13 protein-coding genes are annotated in these 13581 nt (G+C 60.8%); 1 reads left to right on the top strand and 12 read right to left on the bottom strand.

What is annotated here, in order from left to right; all coding sequences use genetic code 11:
- Positions 1-49: 49 nt before the first annotated feature.
- The 12 genes from D5400_RS10605 to D5400_RS10660 all read right to left on the bottom strand — a co-directional run bounded on the left by D5400_RS10605 (position 50) and on the right by D5400_RS10660 (position 10602).
- Positions 50-880 carry an ABC transporter permease gene (locus D5400_RS10605; protein ID WP_126009993.1) on the bottom strand — a complete coding sequence of 277 codons (831 nt, stop codon included), beginning with the start codon at positions 878-880 and terminating at the stop codon, positions 50-52.
- Positions 877-1650, bottom strand: coding sequence for an ABC transporter permease (locus tag D5400_RS10610; protein WP_126009994.1), 774 nt, complete (start codon positions 1648-1650; stop codon positions 877-879). The genes D5400_RS10605 and D5400_RS10610 overlap by 4 nt, the downstream gene beginning before the upstream one ends.
- A gap of 106 nt (positions 1651-1756) precedes the next feature.
- Positions 1757-2533, bottom strand: coding sequence for an ABC transporter substrate-binding protein (locus tag D5400_RS10615; RefSeq protein WP_126009995.1), 777 nt, complete (start codon positions 2531-2533; stop codon positions 1757-1759).
- A 148-nt stretch (positions 2534-2681) separates the two neighbouring features.
- Positions 2682-3968 (bottom strand): molybdopterin molybdotransferase MoeA, encoded by a 1287-nt coding sequence (locus tag D5400_RS10620; RefSeq protein WP_126009996.1) that lies wholly within the window; start codon positions 3966-3968, stop codon positions 2682-2684.
- On the bottom strand, positions 3965-4501 hold the full coding sequence (mobB, locus tag D5400_RS10625; RefSeq protein WP_126009997.1) for a molybdopterin-guanine dinucleotide biosynthesis protein B: 537 nt from the start codon (positions 4499-4501) through the stop codon (positions 3965-3967). The genes D5400_RS10620 and mobB overlap by 4 nt, the downstream gene beginning before the upstream one ends.
- Entirely contained in the window at positions 4498-5145 is a 648-nt protein-coding gene (mobA, locus tag D5400_RS10630; protein ID WP_126009998.1) for a molybdenum cofactor guanylyltransferase MobA, read from the bottom strand. Before mobA ends, mobB begins: the two co-directional genes overlap by 4 nt.
- The gene (gene fdhD, locus D5400_RS10635; RefSeq protein WP_126009999.1) at positions 5142-6035 is read right to left on the bottom strand and encodes a formate dehydrogenase accessory sulfurtransferase FdhD; all 894 of its coding nucleotides are present in this window, start codon (positions 6033-6035) and stop codon (positions 5142-5144) included. The genes mobA and fdhD overlap by 4 nt, the downstream gene beginning before the upstream one ends.
- Before the next feature lie 18 nt (positions 6036-6053).
- On the bottom strand, positions 6054-7283 hold the full coding sequence (locus tag D5400_RS10640) for a multidrug effflux MFS transporter (protein ID WP_126010000.1): 1230 nt from the start codon (positions 7281-7283) through the stop codon (positions 6054-6056).
- 100 nt (positions 7284-7383) lie between these two features.
- A complete protein-coding gene (locus D5400_RS10645; protein WP_126010001.1) occupies positions 7384-8295 on the bottom strand; it encodes a DMT family transporter in 912 nt (303 codons plus the stop codon).
- A gap of 101 nt (positions 8296-8396) precedes the next feature.
- Complete coding sequence (locus D5400_RS10650; RefSeq protein ID WP_126010002.1) at positions 8397-9521, bottom strand: CHAD domain-containing protein; 1125 nt, start codon at positions 9519-9521, stop codon at positions 8397-8399.
- Positions 9522-9534: 13 nt separating this feature from the next.
- Positions 9535-10200, bottom strand: coding sequence for a DUF922 domain-containing Zn-dependent protease (locus tag D5400_RS10655; RefSeq protein ID WP_126010003.1), 666 nt, complete (start codon positions 10198-10200; stop codon positions 9535-9537).
- Between the two features lie 57 nt (positions 10201-10257).
- Positions 10258-10602, bottom strand: a complete 345-nt coding sequence (locus D5400_RS10660) for a hypothetical protein (protein WP_126010004.1) — start codon at positions 10600-10602, stop codon at positions 10258-10260.
- 1292 nt (positions 10603-11894) lie between these two features.
- Between D5400_RS10660 and D5400_RS10665 the strand changes: the two genes are divergently transcribed.
- Positions 11895-13547 (top strand): RNA-directed DNA polymerase, encoded by a 1653-nt coding sequence (locus tag D5400_RS10665; RefSeq protein WP_164527858.1) that lies wholly within the window; start codon positions 11895-11897, stop codon positions 13545-13547.
- Positions 13548-13581: the final 34 nt, after the last annotated feature.

The following is a 13581-nucleotide window of genomic DNA, read 5'->3' on the forward strand; positions in this document are numbered from 1 at the left end:
CGGTTGTACGCAATTTGAGGAAATTCTTTTATACCGTATTTTCAGGCGGTTAACGTTTGAGATGACGCGTGAGGCGCCGTTCGAAGACGGCCCACAAATTGCGCAGCGCTTCCACGATCAGAAGATAGAAAACGGCGGCCCAGAGATAGGTCTGAAAGTCGAAGGTGCGGGAGAAGGCGCGCCGCGTTTCGCCCATCAGATCGAAGACCGTGATGATGGAAACGATCGCCGAGCCCTTGATCATCAAGATGATCTCGTTGCCATAGGGCCGAAGCGCCACCATCATCGCCTGCGGGAGGATGATCTTGCGGAAGGTGACGTTGCGCGGCAGGCCGAGCGCTGCAGCACCCTCGTGCTGGCCGACAGGAACGCTCGCGATCGCCCCGCGCAGGATTTCGGCCTGATAGGCGGCGGTATTGAGCGTGAAGGCGAAGAGGGCGCAGTACCAGGGCTCGCGGAAGAACGTCCAAAGCCCGACCGTCTCGAGAGCACCGCGGAACTGGCCAAGACCATAATAGATCAGGAAGAGCTGCGCGATCAGCGGCGTGCCGCGAAAGAAGTAGACGTAGACATAGGCAAGAGCGCCGAACACCTTGTTCGTCGACATGCGTCCAAGCGCGACCGGAACGGACAGGATGGCGCCGAGCACGACGGAAATGATGACCAGTTGCAGCGTGATCCAGAGGCCGCGCAGATAGCCGGGCCCGTACTGGATCATCTTCTGGCTGTCGTAGCTTCCCACCAGAAAGAGGAAAAGCGCGACGCTCCCGGCGATCCAGATCGCCAGGAAGAGGTGTCCGATGATGCGCGATGCCGACCAACCGGCTGCCAATGCAGGCGGAGGTGGCTCAGGCGGCAGCATGCGCTGGATGACGCTCATGTGCGGGCCTCGTCACGACCGGCCCACCGCTCGATGTAGTGGATGACGATCGAGGACAGCATGGCGAGGACGAGGTAGATCAGGCAGGCAAGACCGAAGAACATGAAGGCCTCGCGCGTCACGCGCGCAGCGATGCCGGTCTGGCGCAGGATATCGGCCAGGCCAATGACGGAAACGAGTGCCGTCTCCTTCAACAGGATCATCCACAAATTGCCGAGGCCAGGCAGCGCGATGCGCACCAATTGCGGGATGATGATGCGCCGCATGGTCGTGCTTCGCCGAAGGCCGAGCGCCGCGCCCGCCTCATACTGCCCGCTCGGAATGGCGTGAAAGGCAGAGACGAGCACTTCGCTCGAATAGGCCGAGAAGACGAGGCCAAGGGCGACCATGCCGGCCAGAAAAGCGTTGATCTCGATCGTTGTCGACGAACCCATGGCCGAGAGCAGGTTCTGCAGGCCGATCTGCGCGCCGTAATAGACGAGAAACAGCGTCAACAGTTCAGGCAGGCCGCGAAAGATCGTGGTGTAGATATCGGCCGCCAGCCGCAAGGACTTTTCCTTGCTCTGCTTGGCGAGCGCCAGCATGAAGCCGGCGAAAAGGCCGACGGGAAGCGTCGCCAGTGCAAGGGACACGGTGACAAACACGCCGGATGCGATCTCGTCGCCCCAGCCGGTATCGCCACAGGCAAGTAGGCTGTCAGAGGGAAAGAGACGGAAGATGCCAAGGGTGCCGCATAGCGGATCGAGCCAAGTCATCAGGGCTTGAAGCATTGCCGCTATCCCGTTTCCCCATCATCCATGCCGCGATGGATGCACAAAGCCATCATGGCCGGTTTTGAGCCGGCCGGCCATGATGGAGTTCGAATGATCGTCGGGCTTAGCTGCCGTAGACGTCGACGTCGAAATACTTGTCGTTGATTTCCTGATAGGTGCCGTTTTCGCGGATGGCCAGGATGGCTGCGTTGAACTTCTCGCGAAGCTCATCTTCACCTGGACGGACAGCGATGCCAGCGCCTTCGCCGTTGATGACCGGATCGGTTTCCAGCGTGTCGAGAAGCTTGCAACAGGCGCCGTCCTCGGAATCGAGCCATTCACCGAGAACGATGACGTCGTCGATGACGGCATCGATACGACCGGATGCGATGTCGAGCTTGTACTCGTCGGCGGTCGGATAGAGACGCAGATCAGCCGACGGCAGCTTCTCTTCAGCGTAGTTTGAATGCGTCGTGGAGGACTGCGCGCCGAGCGCGATGCCGGAGAGCGCTTCGTCGGTGGCTTCGGTCAATTCGCTGTCGTTCGGCACGGCGATGGCTGGCGGCGTGTTGTAGTACTTCTCGGTGAAGTCGACCTGCTGCTTGCGCTCCTCGGTGATCGACATGGATGCGATGATCGCATCGAAACGGCCAGCGAGCAGACCGGGGATGATGCCGTCCCAGTCGGAGGTCACGAATTCGCACTGGACTTCCATCTCTTCCCAAAGGGCGTTTGCGATGTCGATGTCGAAACCGGTCAGGGTGCCGTCAGCTTCGAGCACGTTGAAGGGCGGGTAGGCGCCTTCGGTGCCGATGCGCACGACTTCTTGGGCGCTGGCTGCTCCCATCGTCAGGGCGAGGGTTGCTGCCGAGGCTGCAAGCATGAACTTTTGAATGCGCATTATGGTCCTCTCTGTGGTTAAGCCGGTGCCCCGTTGTCCATCTTCGGCGTCGGGGTCTGATTGAAGCGCTTTGAATGGGATTAATGCGGACGCCATTCGCAATTGCAATAAAAATCCAAATTGACGTTAGCGGCCTGCACGTAAGTTTTCAAAGGCCGAATTCGTTAAAGGGGATAAAAGCGACACGGTCGCCTTCGCGCACCTCGTTCACCGCTTCATCAAGCTCGATCAGCCCGGTCGCCTGCCGCAGTCCTGTGATGAGCCCTGAGCCGTCGCGTGGAAATTTTTCGATGCGGGTGATGCCGTCAGGGCCGATCGCAAGCCAGCCCCGAAGAAATTCGCGGCGGTCGGTCTTCTTGCGGGCGATGTGGAATGCTGCGGGCAGCTGGTAGCGGACAGGTTCAAGGGCCTGCCCGCCGCCCAGGATCGTCAATGCGGGCCGAACATAGAGCAGGAAGCAGACGAGAACGGCGACCGGGTTACCCGGCAGGCCGAAAAACACGCAATCCCCCTGGTCCGTGGGAATTTGGCCCACCACCATCGGCCGCCCGGGCTTGACGGCGATCTGCCATAGATGCCGCTTGCCGAGCGAATCGAGCGTCGTCACCACATGGTCTTCCTCGCCACGCGATGCGCCACCGGTGCTGAGGATCACGTCATGCTTACCGGCTGCATCTTCGATCGTACGCGCAATGAGGGAAGCGTCGTCCTTGAGGATGCCGAGATCGGTGATCTCGATCGGCAACGTCTCAGCCAACGCGGCCAGCATGGTGCGATTGCTATCGAAAACCAGTCCGGGTTGGAACGGATCGGCGCTGCCCGGCTCGACAAGCTCGTTGCCCGTGGAGAGCACAGCAATCCGCAGGCGGCGATAGACGGGCACCTGGTCGAACCCGAAGGAGGCAATCGCGGCAAGATCCTGCGCCCGAAGTCGGACGCACGGTTCGATCGCGATCGACCCCTGCGCGACATCCTCGCCGGCACGCCGTCGATTGGCGCCAGGCTTCAGGCCTTTGGGTACGGTGACCGTCGAACCGTCCTCCGAAAGCTCGCAATCTTCCTGCATGGCAACGGTGTCCGCGCCGGTCGGCATTGCTGCACCGGTGAAGATGCGTGCCGCTTCGCCTTTGCCGATCTCGACGGGGGCGAGGTCCCCTGCGGCGATGCGCGTGCGGATACCGAGCGTGTTGCGCTTGAAGTAGTCGGCATAGGCGAAGGCATAGCCATCGACCGCGGAATTGTCGGAGAAGGGAACGTCGCGCGGGGCCGCGATCTGCTCAGCGAGGATCCTGCCGGCTGCCTCCCGCAGAGGGACCAATTCCGTCGGCACGATGGGCGAGAGCCGCTCGGAGATCAAAGCGAGCACTTCTGAATGCCGCATGCGGTCACGGTCGTGCAGAAAACAATCGTCGAGAAGCCGGCGTCCCGCACTCATGATGCAGCTCTCCGACGCTTGGCCAAGCCCGTGACGCGCTCGATGAAGTCGGAGATGGCGATGGTGTCGTCCAGGTCGAAGACCGGCAGATGGTCTTCGGTCACAGGATGATCGGAAGCGATCGCGATGATGCCCGGATCGCCGGCTGCCAATGGTTCACGGTTGGCGGCATCGAGCCGTCGGGCTTCGATCTTGGGATGGTTTTCGCGCTTGTAGCCTTCGATGACCACCAGGTCGCAAGGGGCCAGGCGCTCGAGAATATCTTCAAGCGCAGGCTCGGCTTCCTGACGCAGTTCGTGCATAAGCGCCCAGCGCTTGCCGGAAACGATCGCCACTTCGCCCGCTCCGGCTTGGCGATGACGCCAGCTGTCGGTGTTTTCCCTGTCGATGTCGAACTCGTGATGGGCATGCTTCACGGTGGAGATGCGCCAGCCCCTGCGGGTGAGTTCCTCGACGATGCGCACGGTCAGGCCCGTCTTGCCGGAGTTTTTCCATCCGGTGACGCCGAAGACGCGCTGGGAGTGTCTCGTCATGAAATCTTCTGCTCCCGAAGGAAATATTCGGCTTCGATCATATCGTCCGGCGTGTTGGCGTTGAAGAACGGATCGAAGCTTCGTTCGCCGTGTCTTACCAAATCAAAGTCCACTGTCGCCAGCCTGTGGCGATGGACCCAAGCCAGCACCTTGAAGGTGTCGCTTTCCTTCAGCCATGTCTCCAGATCGTCGGCGAGCGCGACCGGCCACAGGCCAAAGACGGGATGACGATTGCCGCCGGAGGTGGCGAGAACAATTGTGTCAGGTGTCGTTACCACCTCGGCGAAGCGCTCCACCAAATCGAGCGGGAAGAACGGTGTATCGCTGGCAGCCGTTGCGACATGGCTGATCGGCTCATCCATGGCTTGTGCATGGCGCATGCCGGCAAGAACGCCAGCAAGCGGCCCGGCGAAGTCGCCGACAGTGTCAGCAATGACAGGCAGGCCGTAATCCGCAAAGCGGTCAGCATCGCCATTGGCGTTGAGAACAAGTGCGGACACCTGGGGTTCGAGCCGACCGATGACGCGGGTCAGCATAGGGGCGCCGCCGAGCTTTAACAGCGCCTTGTCACCGCCTCCCATGCGCCGCGAGAGACCGCCTGCCAGAACGCAGCCGAGGATGTCATTCCTGGAGGGGCCAGTCATGCTTCGGCCTCGATCTCGCGTCGGCTGCCCTTGCGCCCGGATCGGCCCTCTTCATCCGGCACCTTGTCGGGATCGAGATCGAAGATGATGCGCTCGGTACCGGCCAGCGCGACGAAGCGCTTTCCGCGCGCACGGCCGATGAGCGTCAGGCCGATCTTGCGGGCGAGTTCGACACCCCAGGCGGTAAAGCCTGAACGCGATACCAGGATGGGGATGCCCATCATGGCGGTCTTGATGACCATCTCGGACGTAAGGCGACCGGTCGTATAGAAGATCTTGTCGGACGGGTCCTCGTTCGTCTGGAACATCCAGCCGGCGATCTTGTCGACGGCGTTGTGACGACCGACATCTTCCATGTAGACGAGCGGCCGATCTTCCTCGCACAGCACGCAGCCATGAATCGCGCCTGCCTCGAGGTAGAGCGATGGAGCGGTGTTGATCTTGTGCGTCAGGGCATAGAGCCACGATGTGCGAAGCCGGGCATCCTTGGACAATGAAATGCTGTCCAGATTGTCCATGATGTCGCCAAAGACCGTGCCCTGGGCGCAGCCCGAGGTGCGGACCTTCTTCTTCAGCTTGTCCTCGTAGTTTGTCTCTTCCTCAGTGCGCACGACGACGACTTCGAGCTCTTCATCGTAGTCGATGCCGGTGACGCGGTCGGTTGGCTTCAGCATGTTCTGGTTCAGCAGGTAGCCGAGTGCCAGAAGGTCGGGATGGTCGCCGATCGTCATCATGGTGACGATCTCCCGGGCGTTCAGATAAAGCGTCAACGCCTTTTCGGTCACCACCCGCGTATCGACCGCATTGCCGTTCTGATCGATGCCTTCGACGATCGTCGAGAGCCGCTGATCGGTCGCGTCGGGCCGAACGATGAATTCACGTTCCGTCAAAATACTCTCCGTCGGACCTTATTCGTCGTCCATCACGATGCCGGCCGACCGGTCCTGACGCACAACATAGAGGACGTAGAGCGCCGCCGCGACCCCTGCGATCGAGGAGGAGAACATGACGTAGAGAAGCGGATATGGGCCGGACTCCTCCGACAGAAGCGAACCGGCCAGCACCGACAGCAGCGCGCCGCCACCGATCATCAATGCCCCACCGAGTCCCGAAGCCGACCCGGCAAGGCGCGGCCTGACCGACACGATGCCCGCATTGGCATTGGGAAGCGCCATGCCGTTGCCGAAGCCGACGAAGAAGATCGGCCCGAAGAACGCCATGGGGTGGAAGAGGCCGGACCAGAAGAGCCCGATCGAGAGGGCCATGCCGAGGGCGGAGATCAAATTGCCGATCACCATCATGGCATTCAGCCCGACATTGACGGAGAACCGCGCCGTCAGAAAATTGCCAATCATGTAGCCGAAGGCGATGAAGAAGAAGTGGTAGCCGAGTTCGGCCGGGGTCATGCCGAGAATGACGTTCGCCACATAGGGGCCGCCACCCAGGAACGAGAAGAATGCGCCGGAGGCAAAGGTGGCCGTGAGCGTGTAGCCCCAGAAGCGCCGTGCCTTCAGCAACTCGGGATAGGCGCGGAACTGCTCAACGAAATTGGCAGACATGGCCTGGTTGGTTTCACCCTGATCGCGCCAGCACACGATCAGCACCATAACCCCGAATAGGAAGGTGAGGATGAAATTGGCCTGCCAGCCGAACATCTGGTCCAGAAAACCGCCGAGTGCCGGGCCGACCATCGGCACCAGCGTCATGCCCATCGTGACGTAACCGATCATGGAGGCGGCCTGCGAAGGGCCGACGATGTCGCGCACGATCGCGCGGGACAGAACGAGGCCCGCCACCACCACTGCCTGCAGCACGCGGCCGACCAGCAGGATCTCGATCGTCGGCGCGAAGATGCAGATCAGCGTGGCGCCGAGGAAGAGCCAGATGCTGACCAGCATCACCGGACGACGGCCGAAGCGGTCGGAGAGCGGGCCGATGAAGATCTGCAGAAACGCGGTGCCGGCGAGATAGGCGGAGACCGTGAGCTGCACGAGCGCATAGTCGGCGTTGAAATAGCGCGCCATCCCCGGCAGCGACGGCAGGAAGACGTTCATGTTCAACGCACCGAGCGCTGCCATGAGGACGAGCGTGACGATGTGCGGCGGGGTGCGGGGATCGAGAAAGCGAGCGGGTGGCATGCGGGATCATTCCTTCGCCGACCAATTGGCGCATCGATACCGAAAAGGAAAGGCGGCCTTAGCTTTTTGTTGTGCCGATTTGTTCAGGCAGGCAGTTGAACTACGGCGAAGGCTGTCGTGCCGTTTCTGCGGCCACCGGGTCGACCTCGGGGCGCTTGCGTTCGCGGTAGAGGGTGTAGATGCCCGAGACGACGATGATGGTTGCGCCGATGATCATATAGGCATCGGGGACATCGCCGAAGACGAGGTAGCCGGTGGGGATGGCCCAGAGCAGATTGGTGTAGCGGAAGGGCGCGACGAAGGAGATATCGCCGCTGCGCATGGCCATGATGATGAACTGGTAGCCGATCAGGAGCAGGACGGCGCAGAGAACCAGGAGGCCGATATGGCCGGCATCGACCGGGGTCCAGCCGCCCATCATCGGGGCCATGATGACGCCGGTGAGGCCGACGATGGGGGAGGTGACCACCGACAGGAAGAGCGACGGCACCTCGGCCTGCACCATGCGGGTGGCGAGATCGCGCATGGCGGCGAAGAACACGGTGCCGAGCACCAGCATGGAATAGAAGCTGAAGCCTTCGACACCGGGCCGCGCGATCAGCATGACGCCCATGAAGCCGATGGCGATGGCGCTCCAGCGGCGCCAGCCGACGGGCTCGGAAAGGAACAGGGCCGCGCCCATGGTGACGGCAAGCGGCAGGGCTTGCAGTATGGCAGAGGCGTTGGCGATGGGGATGTGGGTGAGCGCGATGAGGAAGGTGACGGTGCCGCCGACCTCGCCGATGATGCGCAGCAGGATCATCGGCTGGAACGCCACCCGGATCGGCCGCAGCGCGTGGCGCCACCAGGCGAGCGCGGTGATGGCGATGGTGGCGAAGATGCCGCGCAGCGCCATGACCTGGCCGACATTCATGTCGGCGGCGAGGACCTTGACGACGGTGTCGTTGAACAGGAAGCCGGCCATGGCCAGCGACATGAAGATCGCGCCGCGGACATTGGCTGAAAGGGGCATCTGCGGGACCGGGAGCGAGTGAGGGTTGCGCTCTGGCTAGACCTGCACCCCGGCATCGACAAATCAATTCTGGTGATGGATCGGGCTTTTGCGGTGACCGGTCAGCTATCGGCGTCGCCATTCCTTCCTGGCTTGGCGGCGAACCATCCTTTGACGGGCGGTAGACTTCCGGCCGGAGCGGTGTCGCCGGTCTCGCCCTTTGCCGTCTTGCCGTTTTCCGCGCGCCAGAGCTTGTAGAGAGCCTGGTGGCGGGCGGCCATGGGCTTGGATTTCTCGGCGAGGATCCGCGCGCCGGCGGCGAGCGCTTTCGCCTCGATGGCGGCCTGGCGGGTATGGGCGAGATCGATCAACGCGACGCGGGTGGGGTGATGGCCGAGATCGTCCTGGCCGAGCGCGCGGACGAGTTCGGCGAGATCGTGGTGGCGGCCGAGATCTTCGGCGAGCGCGCGGGCGGCGGCGACCTGGGGATCGATGGCTTCCGGCCAGACGGGAGCGAGGACGCGCAGATGCTGGGCGTGGGCCTTCACACGCTTGCGCCATTCATGCAGCGCCTCGGCGGCGTGCCACCGGCTTTCGGCAGCTTGCGGCGACGCGGGGTCGGTGTCGATCGCGGCGAGCGCCTTCACGGCATGGACGCGTGCCTTGCGGGCGGCGCGGTGGGTATCGGCAAGGCCTTCCGCGAAGGCTTTGGCGCCCTTCGGCCGGATTTTCCACGAGCGGGCGCGTTCGGCGATGGCGGCGAGCTCGGTGGCGGCGGCTTCGATGACCGGGGCGGCGGCGCCGGTCTCCTCGGCAAGCGGCACGACGAGGCGGCGGCGAAGGGCGGTGACGGACTGGCTGCGCAGCGGCGGCAGTGCCGTATCGGAGCGGTAGGCGGCGACGAGGTCATCGAAAGCGGCGGCGAGCGACTGGGCCTCGCGGTGCGGCGCGAGCGACCGGCCGATATCGCGCAGCGCCGTGTTCTCGCGGTCGAAATCTGCGAAGGCGGGCCGGACCAGGCGGATGAGGCCGCGCAGTTTCTTGATGCGCTTGCGCAGCTGGTGGACGCGCTGGCGTTCGGTGAGGTTTTGCGCTCCGGTGTCCGTCGTGCTGCCGGTTTCCCGCTCCGGATTCGGATCCGGCGGGACGGCACGGGCTTCCTCGATGGCGCGGGCGAGCTGTTCGCCGGCGATGCGGCGGACGGTCTGCTGGAAACTCTTGTCCTTCGGCGTCAGGCGGTAGGGCATGGCGCGCGCCTCCTCACGGACCGTTGACGAGGGCGAGGATGAGCTGGTGGACATTGCCGCCATTGCCCATCTCGTCGCGGTCGAAGGCGCGGGCGCGGGCAAGCCGCTCGGCCGCCATGCCGGCCAGGAACTCCTGGAGCTTGGCGCGGACCTTGTTGCAATCGGCATCGGCCGGCGCCGACAGGCCGGTGGAGAAGGCCTGGATCTTCTCCGTCATCTCGATCACGTGGTCGCCATGGACGCGCTCGTGCTTTTCGACGCCTTCGATGAAGCGGGCCCAGCTGGCCGCCACATCTGGCGCAAGGCCAGACGGCGCCACCGGCCAGCGGTAGATGATGGTGAGGCTCGGCCGGGCGGAGGCGAGGATACAGGACCCATCCGGCTGCGGCCGATAATCGCGCGACCACAGAAGCTCGAAATCGGTGAAGGCGATGGCCTGGCCGACACCGGCCGACGGCGCGCGATCGCCGATGGAGCGGTAGAGATCGATGCCCGTCGCGCCCGTGACCGCATAGGTCTCGATGCGCTCAGAGGGCTGCCAGTCGCGCGCAAGCGCAGGCGCCGGCAGGAGCGCCAGCGTGGCCAGCGCGGCGAGGAGGGCGGCGCCAAGGGCCTTGAGCCGGGCGGCGGCGAAGCGGGAGGCGCCAGAGAGGGAGAGGGATCGCTTGAGCAGGGTCATGGCCCCTGCTTAAGCGAGATCGGCGATGCGATAAAGAGCGCTTGGTAAAGCGCGGCGTCAGCGCCGCCGGTCGCGTTTCTGCCGCTCGCCGTAGGCCTTTACCTGCTGCTCGGTGACAACGTTCCAGGGGAATTCGCCGTCTTCCGCGGCCCGCTCGGCCGCTTCGGCCCGTTCAAACGGGATGCGCTCGCAGGCGCGGCGGATGGCGTCGCTCTGGCAGGCGCGGTGGCGCCGGCAGGCGGCGAGCGGGCAGGTCCTCGCATCCTCGGCCGGGGGCAGGCGCCATTGCCGCCGCGCCATGACCTCGATGGTGGCTCCGATGGCACCGAGCTGCGCATCGACCGCGGCGCAGGCGAGGCGGAACTTGAACCGGTCCCTGTCCGGGTAATGCTTGCGCGGCATGAGGGATCTCCGTTGGTGTTTCTGGACGCGCAAAAGTGTCCGGCTTTCGGGCATTGTCGGACGCGCGAAAGCATCCGGGGTCATTGGCGTTTGTCGGACGCAGAAAAGCGTCCGACGGGGCGGTTTGCCGCGGCGGGGAGAGGCAGAAATAACGGGTCCGGGGCGCAAGGATCGAGCCGCCTGGGTCAATGTAGTTCGAGTGGCACGGTCATCGCGCCCCGGCGGCGTTCTCGGGAGCATCCTCCGTCAGATCCCGGTTCCAGCTCTCTGCGCGGGATCCGACCACCCCCGGGCGCGTCGCCTGGCTGGGGGCCTGCGGTCGGCCCGCTTGCACGGGCACGCAGCCGAACCTGCTCGTAGTGGCAGGGGGAGCCGTTTTGGGACCTCTCCAGCCGGAAGCTACGTTGGCCACCGGCGGAAGCGCCGTCCCTCACCGCTGAAACCGGACCGTCGACCTGTCCCATCCCGTCGTGGCGAAGGATGAAGGGAGTATGGCATGGGCGCGAGGGGCGGGGAAAATTTGGGGGGATTAGGGTGCGTTTCGCTGACGCTCTGTATCGGCGCGATCGAGCACGGCAAGCGCCACCGCCTGCCAGAGGACATGCAGCGGCCAGCGGTTTGCGAGCTTATGCTCGCGAATGGTGTTGAAGGACGGGCTTGCCAGAAACTCGCAGACGGACAGCTTGCCCTTGGCGCTGTTGCACCCGCGGCAGGGGGAATGGTGATCCTGCTGCCGCCATGGGCGCGGGGAATAAGGTGATCGCGCGTCGATTTCTGCGGAGGAACCGGCTTGCCGACCTGCCACCTCAACCGCATGGGCCTCCCGCAATAGGCACACCAGCGCCGGCGCTCGTCGGCCCACCAATTGCCGATCTCGTCAGACAGAAGTGCTGCAGGCGTGATCGTTTTTGGCATGGGCCTTCCCCGCGAACGGGAAGTGAAGCATGGGTTGGATTGAGAAAGAGTGAGTAGTTGATTGGTGGGGGGCTGCCGAGATATCAGTTCAATGCTTTTTGACGCGAAGAAGCGCCGTGCTTTACCTTGACTGGTCTGTAGTCAGCAGGCGACTGAGAGGATGCTAGTCGATGAAGTATGGTTAGCTACGCGTAAGAGTTGCAAGTTATCCTTCTCTCATGAAAAACGAAAATCAATCTCCCAAATATCCCCTGCGGTGGCATGAGCTCCGATACGTCCTCAGTCGCAATCGTCTTCTCCAAAAATGGACAAAGAAGACTCGATATGACCTACGTAAAGGTTTTTTTCCCGACTTAGTCGATTTTCTGGATGTTCATGTGAACATACGCCTCGTCGCGACGAAAGTGCGGGGTCAGATCGAGACCGGTCGATATCTTCCGTCGGAAGCCGCCCGATATAGAGTTGAGAAGAGTAAGGGTCTTTGCCGCTTAATGGTTGCTCCCTGTCCCGAAGACACACTCATTCTTCAGGCTGTATCCGACACTTTGTATAATCAAATAAAGGAGTCGTCTCCGTCGAAGAATGCTTTTTTTGAGCCCAAAGACCATTCATTTTCCAAGCAAAAGGGAGTCGAGCCCGAATACGGCACTTTCGAAGCCTGGAAGAAATTTCAAAAGAAGATATTAGGGTTTCAATCTGATTCCAACATTATAATTGTTACTGACATTGCTAATTATTATGATTTTATCGATTTCAATAGTTTAAGAAATGTATTGTCCGCAAAGAAGAAAATAAATGAAAGTCTTATGGATTTCCTGATATTTGTGCTGAGAAGTCTATCCTGGCAGCCTGATTTCATGCCTTTTAGGTCAACTGGATTGCCACAAATTGATATTGATGCACCTAGATTGCTGGCTCATGCCTATCTGTTTGAACTGGATGCGTTCGTCGAACGGCGAAATCAAAAGCGTTATGCGCGGTTTATGGATGATATAGATGCCGGCGTTGATACTATCGCAGACGCCAAAATACTTCTACGTGATATTGATTTGGTTCTTCAGTCTAGAAATCTTCGGCTAAATTCTGGAAAAACCAAAATAATGACTATTCCAGAGGCGGCGCGTCATTTCTGCATTCGGGAGAACAATGCCATCGATCGCATTGACGAGCGGTTGTCGAAGTTGACGGTAAAGGCGCAGGCACGGGCCGGAAAGCGCATTGCAAGTGCTGTCCTATCAATGATGAAAAACAAGAAATTCGATCAAGGCAATAGTGAAAAGGTTCTTAAGCGATTAATTGGGTTGCTCAATAGACTCAGAATAGAACTTCCTGTCCCTGTTTTTCACGATGTTGTTTTTCGGCGGCCAAACGTTAGGGTCACAGCATTTGACAATGCAGCCTTAAATGGCTTCCAAAAACATCACTTCGATACAATTATCGAGTACTATAAACTCGGACTCGTATGTGACGACGCATTCCAGATGAATCTGAGCAAGGCCTTGGTTCATGGGAAAATAATCTACGATGGCAGCGAAACTTCGAGTCTAAATAAATTGTTTGATGTCATGGATAAAGAGTCGCTGTGTGGGGTACACAGTACTATGTGGTTTCTATCAAGGTTTGGGACGGTCAACACGTTCCTAAAATTTGTTGAGTCTTTGCCCGCAGCGGCTGATCTGCACCCTTTTTCCTGCCGGTTGATCGCGGGGTTCCGTGCTCGAACTTCTGGTAATCCCGTGGCGACGCAGAGACTTAACAACCTGTTAAACAGATTCATGTGCGCGGATGCTGAGCACGTAAACGATTTCGTCTATAGTGTTGAAAATTCAAAGGACCACGTGAGATCTTTGCTTCCAACGTTGCTGGCGAATAATAAATCTCTCGCACTCGGCTGCAGTCATGCAAAGTTTATGTTGATCAAATGCGCTCTATTGAATCCCCATGTCTCAGCATCTCAAAAAGCGAAAATCCGACACCGTCACAACGATATATTTGTTGAAAAGAGCTATTTGATGTCCGGATTAATCTGATTATTAATAATATTAATCGCAACATGGCCGAACA

The sequence above is a fragment of the Georhizobium profundi genome, assembly GCF_003952725.1.
GTDB classification, from domain to species: Bacteria; Pseudomonadota; Alphaproteobacteria; order Rhizobiales; family Rhizobiaceae; genus Georhizobium; species Georhizobium profundi.

Excerpts from the sequence above, each read along its gene's own strand:
- mobA (WP_126009998.1), bottom strand. The coding sequence starts at position 5,145 with ATGACTGGCCCCTCCAGGAATGACATCCTCGGCTGCGTTCTGGCAGGC.
- D5400_RS10620 (WP_126009996.1), bottom strand. The coding sequence starts at position 3,968 with ATGAGTGCGGGACGCCGGCTTCTCGACGATTGTTTTCTGCACGACCGT.
- D5400_RS10605 (WP_126009993.1), bottom strand. The coding sequence starts at position 880 with ATGAGCGTCATCCAGCGCATGCTGCCGCCTGAGCCACCTCCGCCTGCA.
- D5400_RS10655 (WP_126010003.1), bottom strand. The coding sequence starts at position 10,200 with ATGACCCTGCTCAAGCGATCCCTCTCCCTCTCTGGCGCCTCCCGCTTC.
- D5400_RS10650 (WP_126010002.1), bottom strand. The coding sequence starts at position 9,521 with ATGCCCTACCGCCTGACGCCGAAGGACAAGAGTTTCCAGCAGACCGTC.
- D5400_RS10660 (WP_126010004.1), bottom strand. The coding sequence starts at position 10,602 with ATGCCGCGCAAGCATTACCCGGACAGGGACCGGTTCAAGTTCCGCCTC.
- D5400_RS10610 (WP_126009994.1), bottom strand. The coding sequence starts at position 1,650 with ATGCTTCAAGCCCTGATGACTTGGCTCGATCCGCTATGCGGCACCCTT.
- D5400_RS10615 (WP_126009995.1), bottom strand. The coding sequence starts at position 2,533 with ATGCGCATTCAAAAGTTCATGCTTGCAGCCTCGGCAGCAACCCTCGCC.
- D5400_RS10640 (WP_126010000.1), bottom strand. The coding sequence starts at position 7,283 with ATGCCACCCGCTCGCTTTCTCGATCCCCGCACCCCGCCGCACATCGTC.
- mobB (WP_126009997.1), bottom strand. The coding sequence starts at position 4,501 with ATGACGAGACACTCCCAGCGCGTCTTCGGCGTCACCGGATGGAAAAAC.
- D5400_RS10645 (WP_126010001.1), bottom strand. The coding sequence starts at position 8,295 with ATGCCCCTTTCAGCCAATGTCCGCGGCGCGATCTTCATGTCGCTGGCC.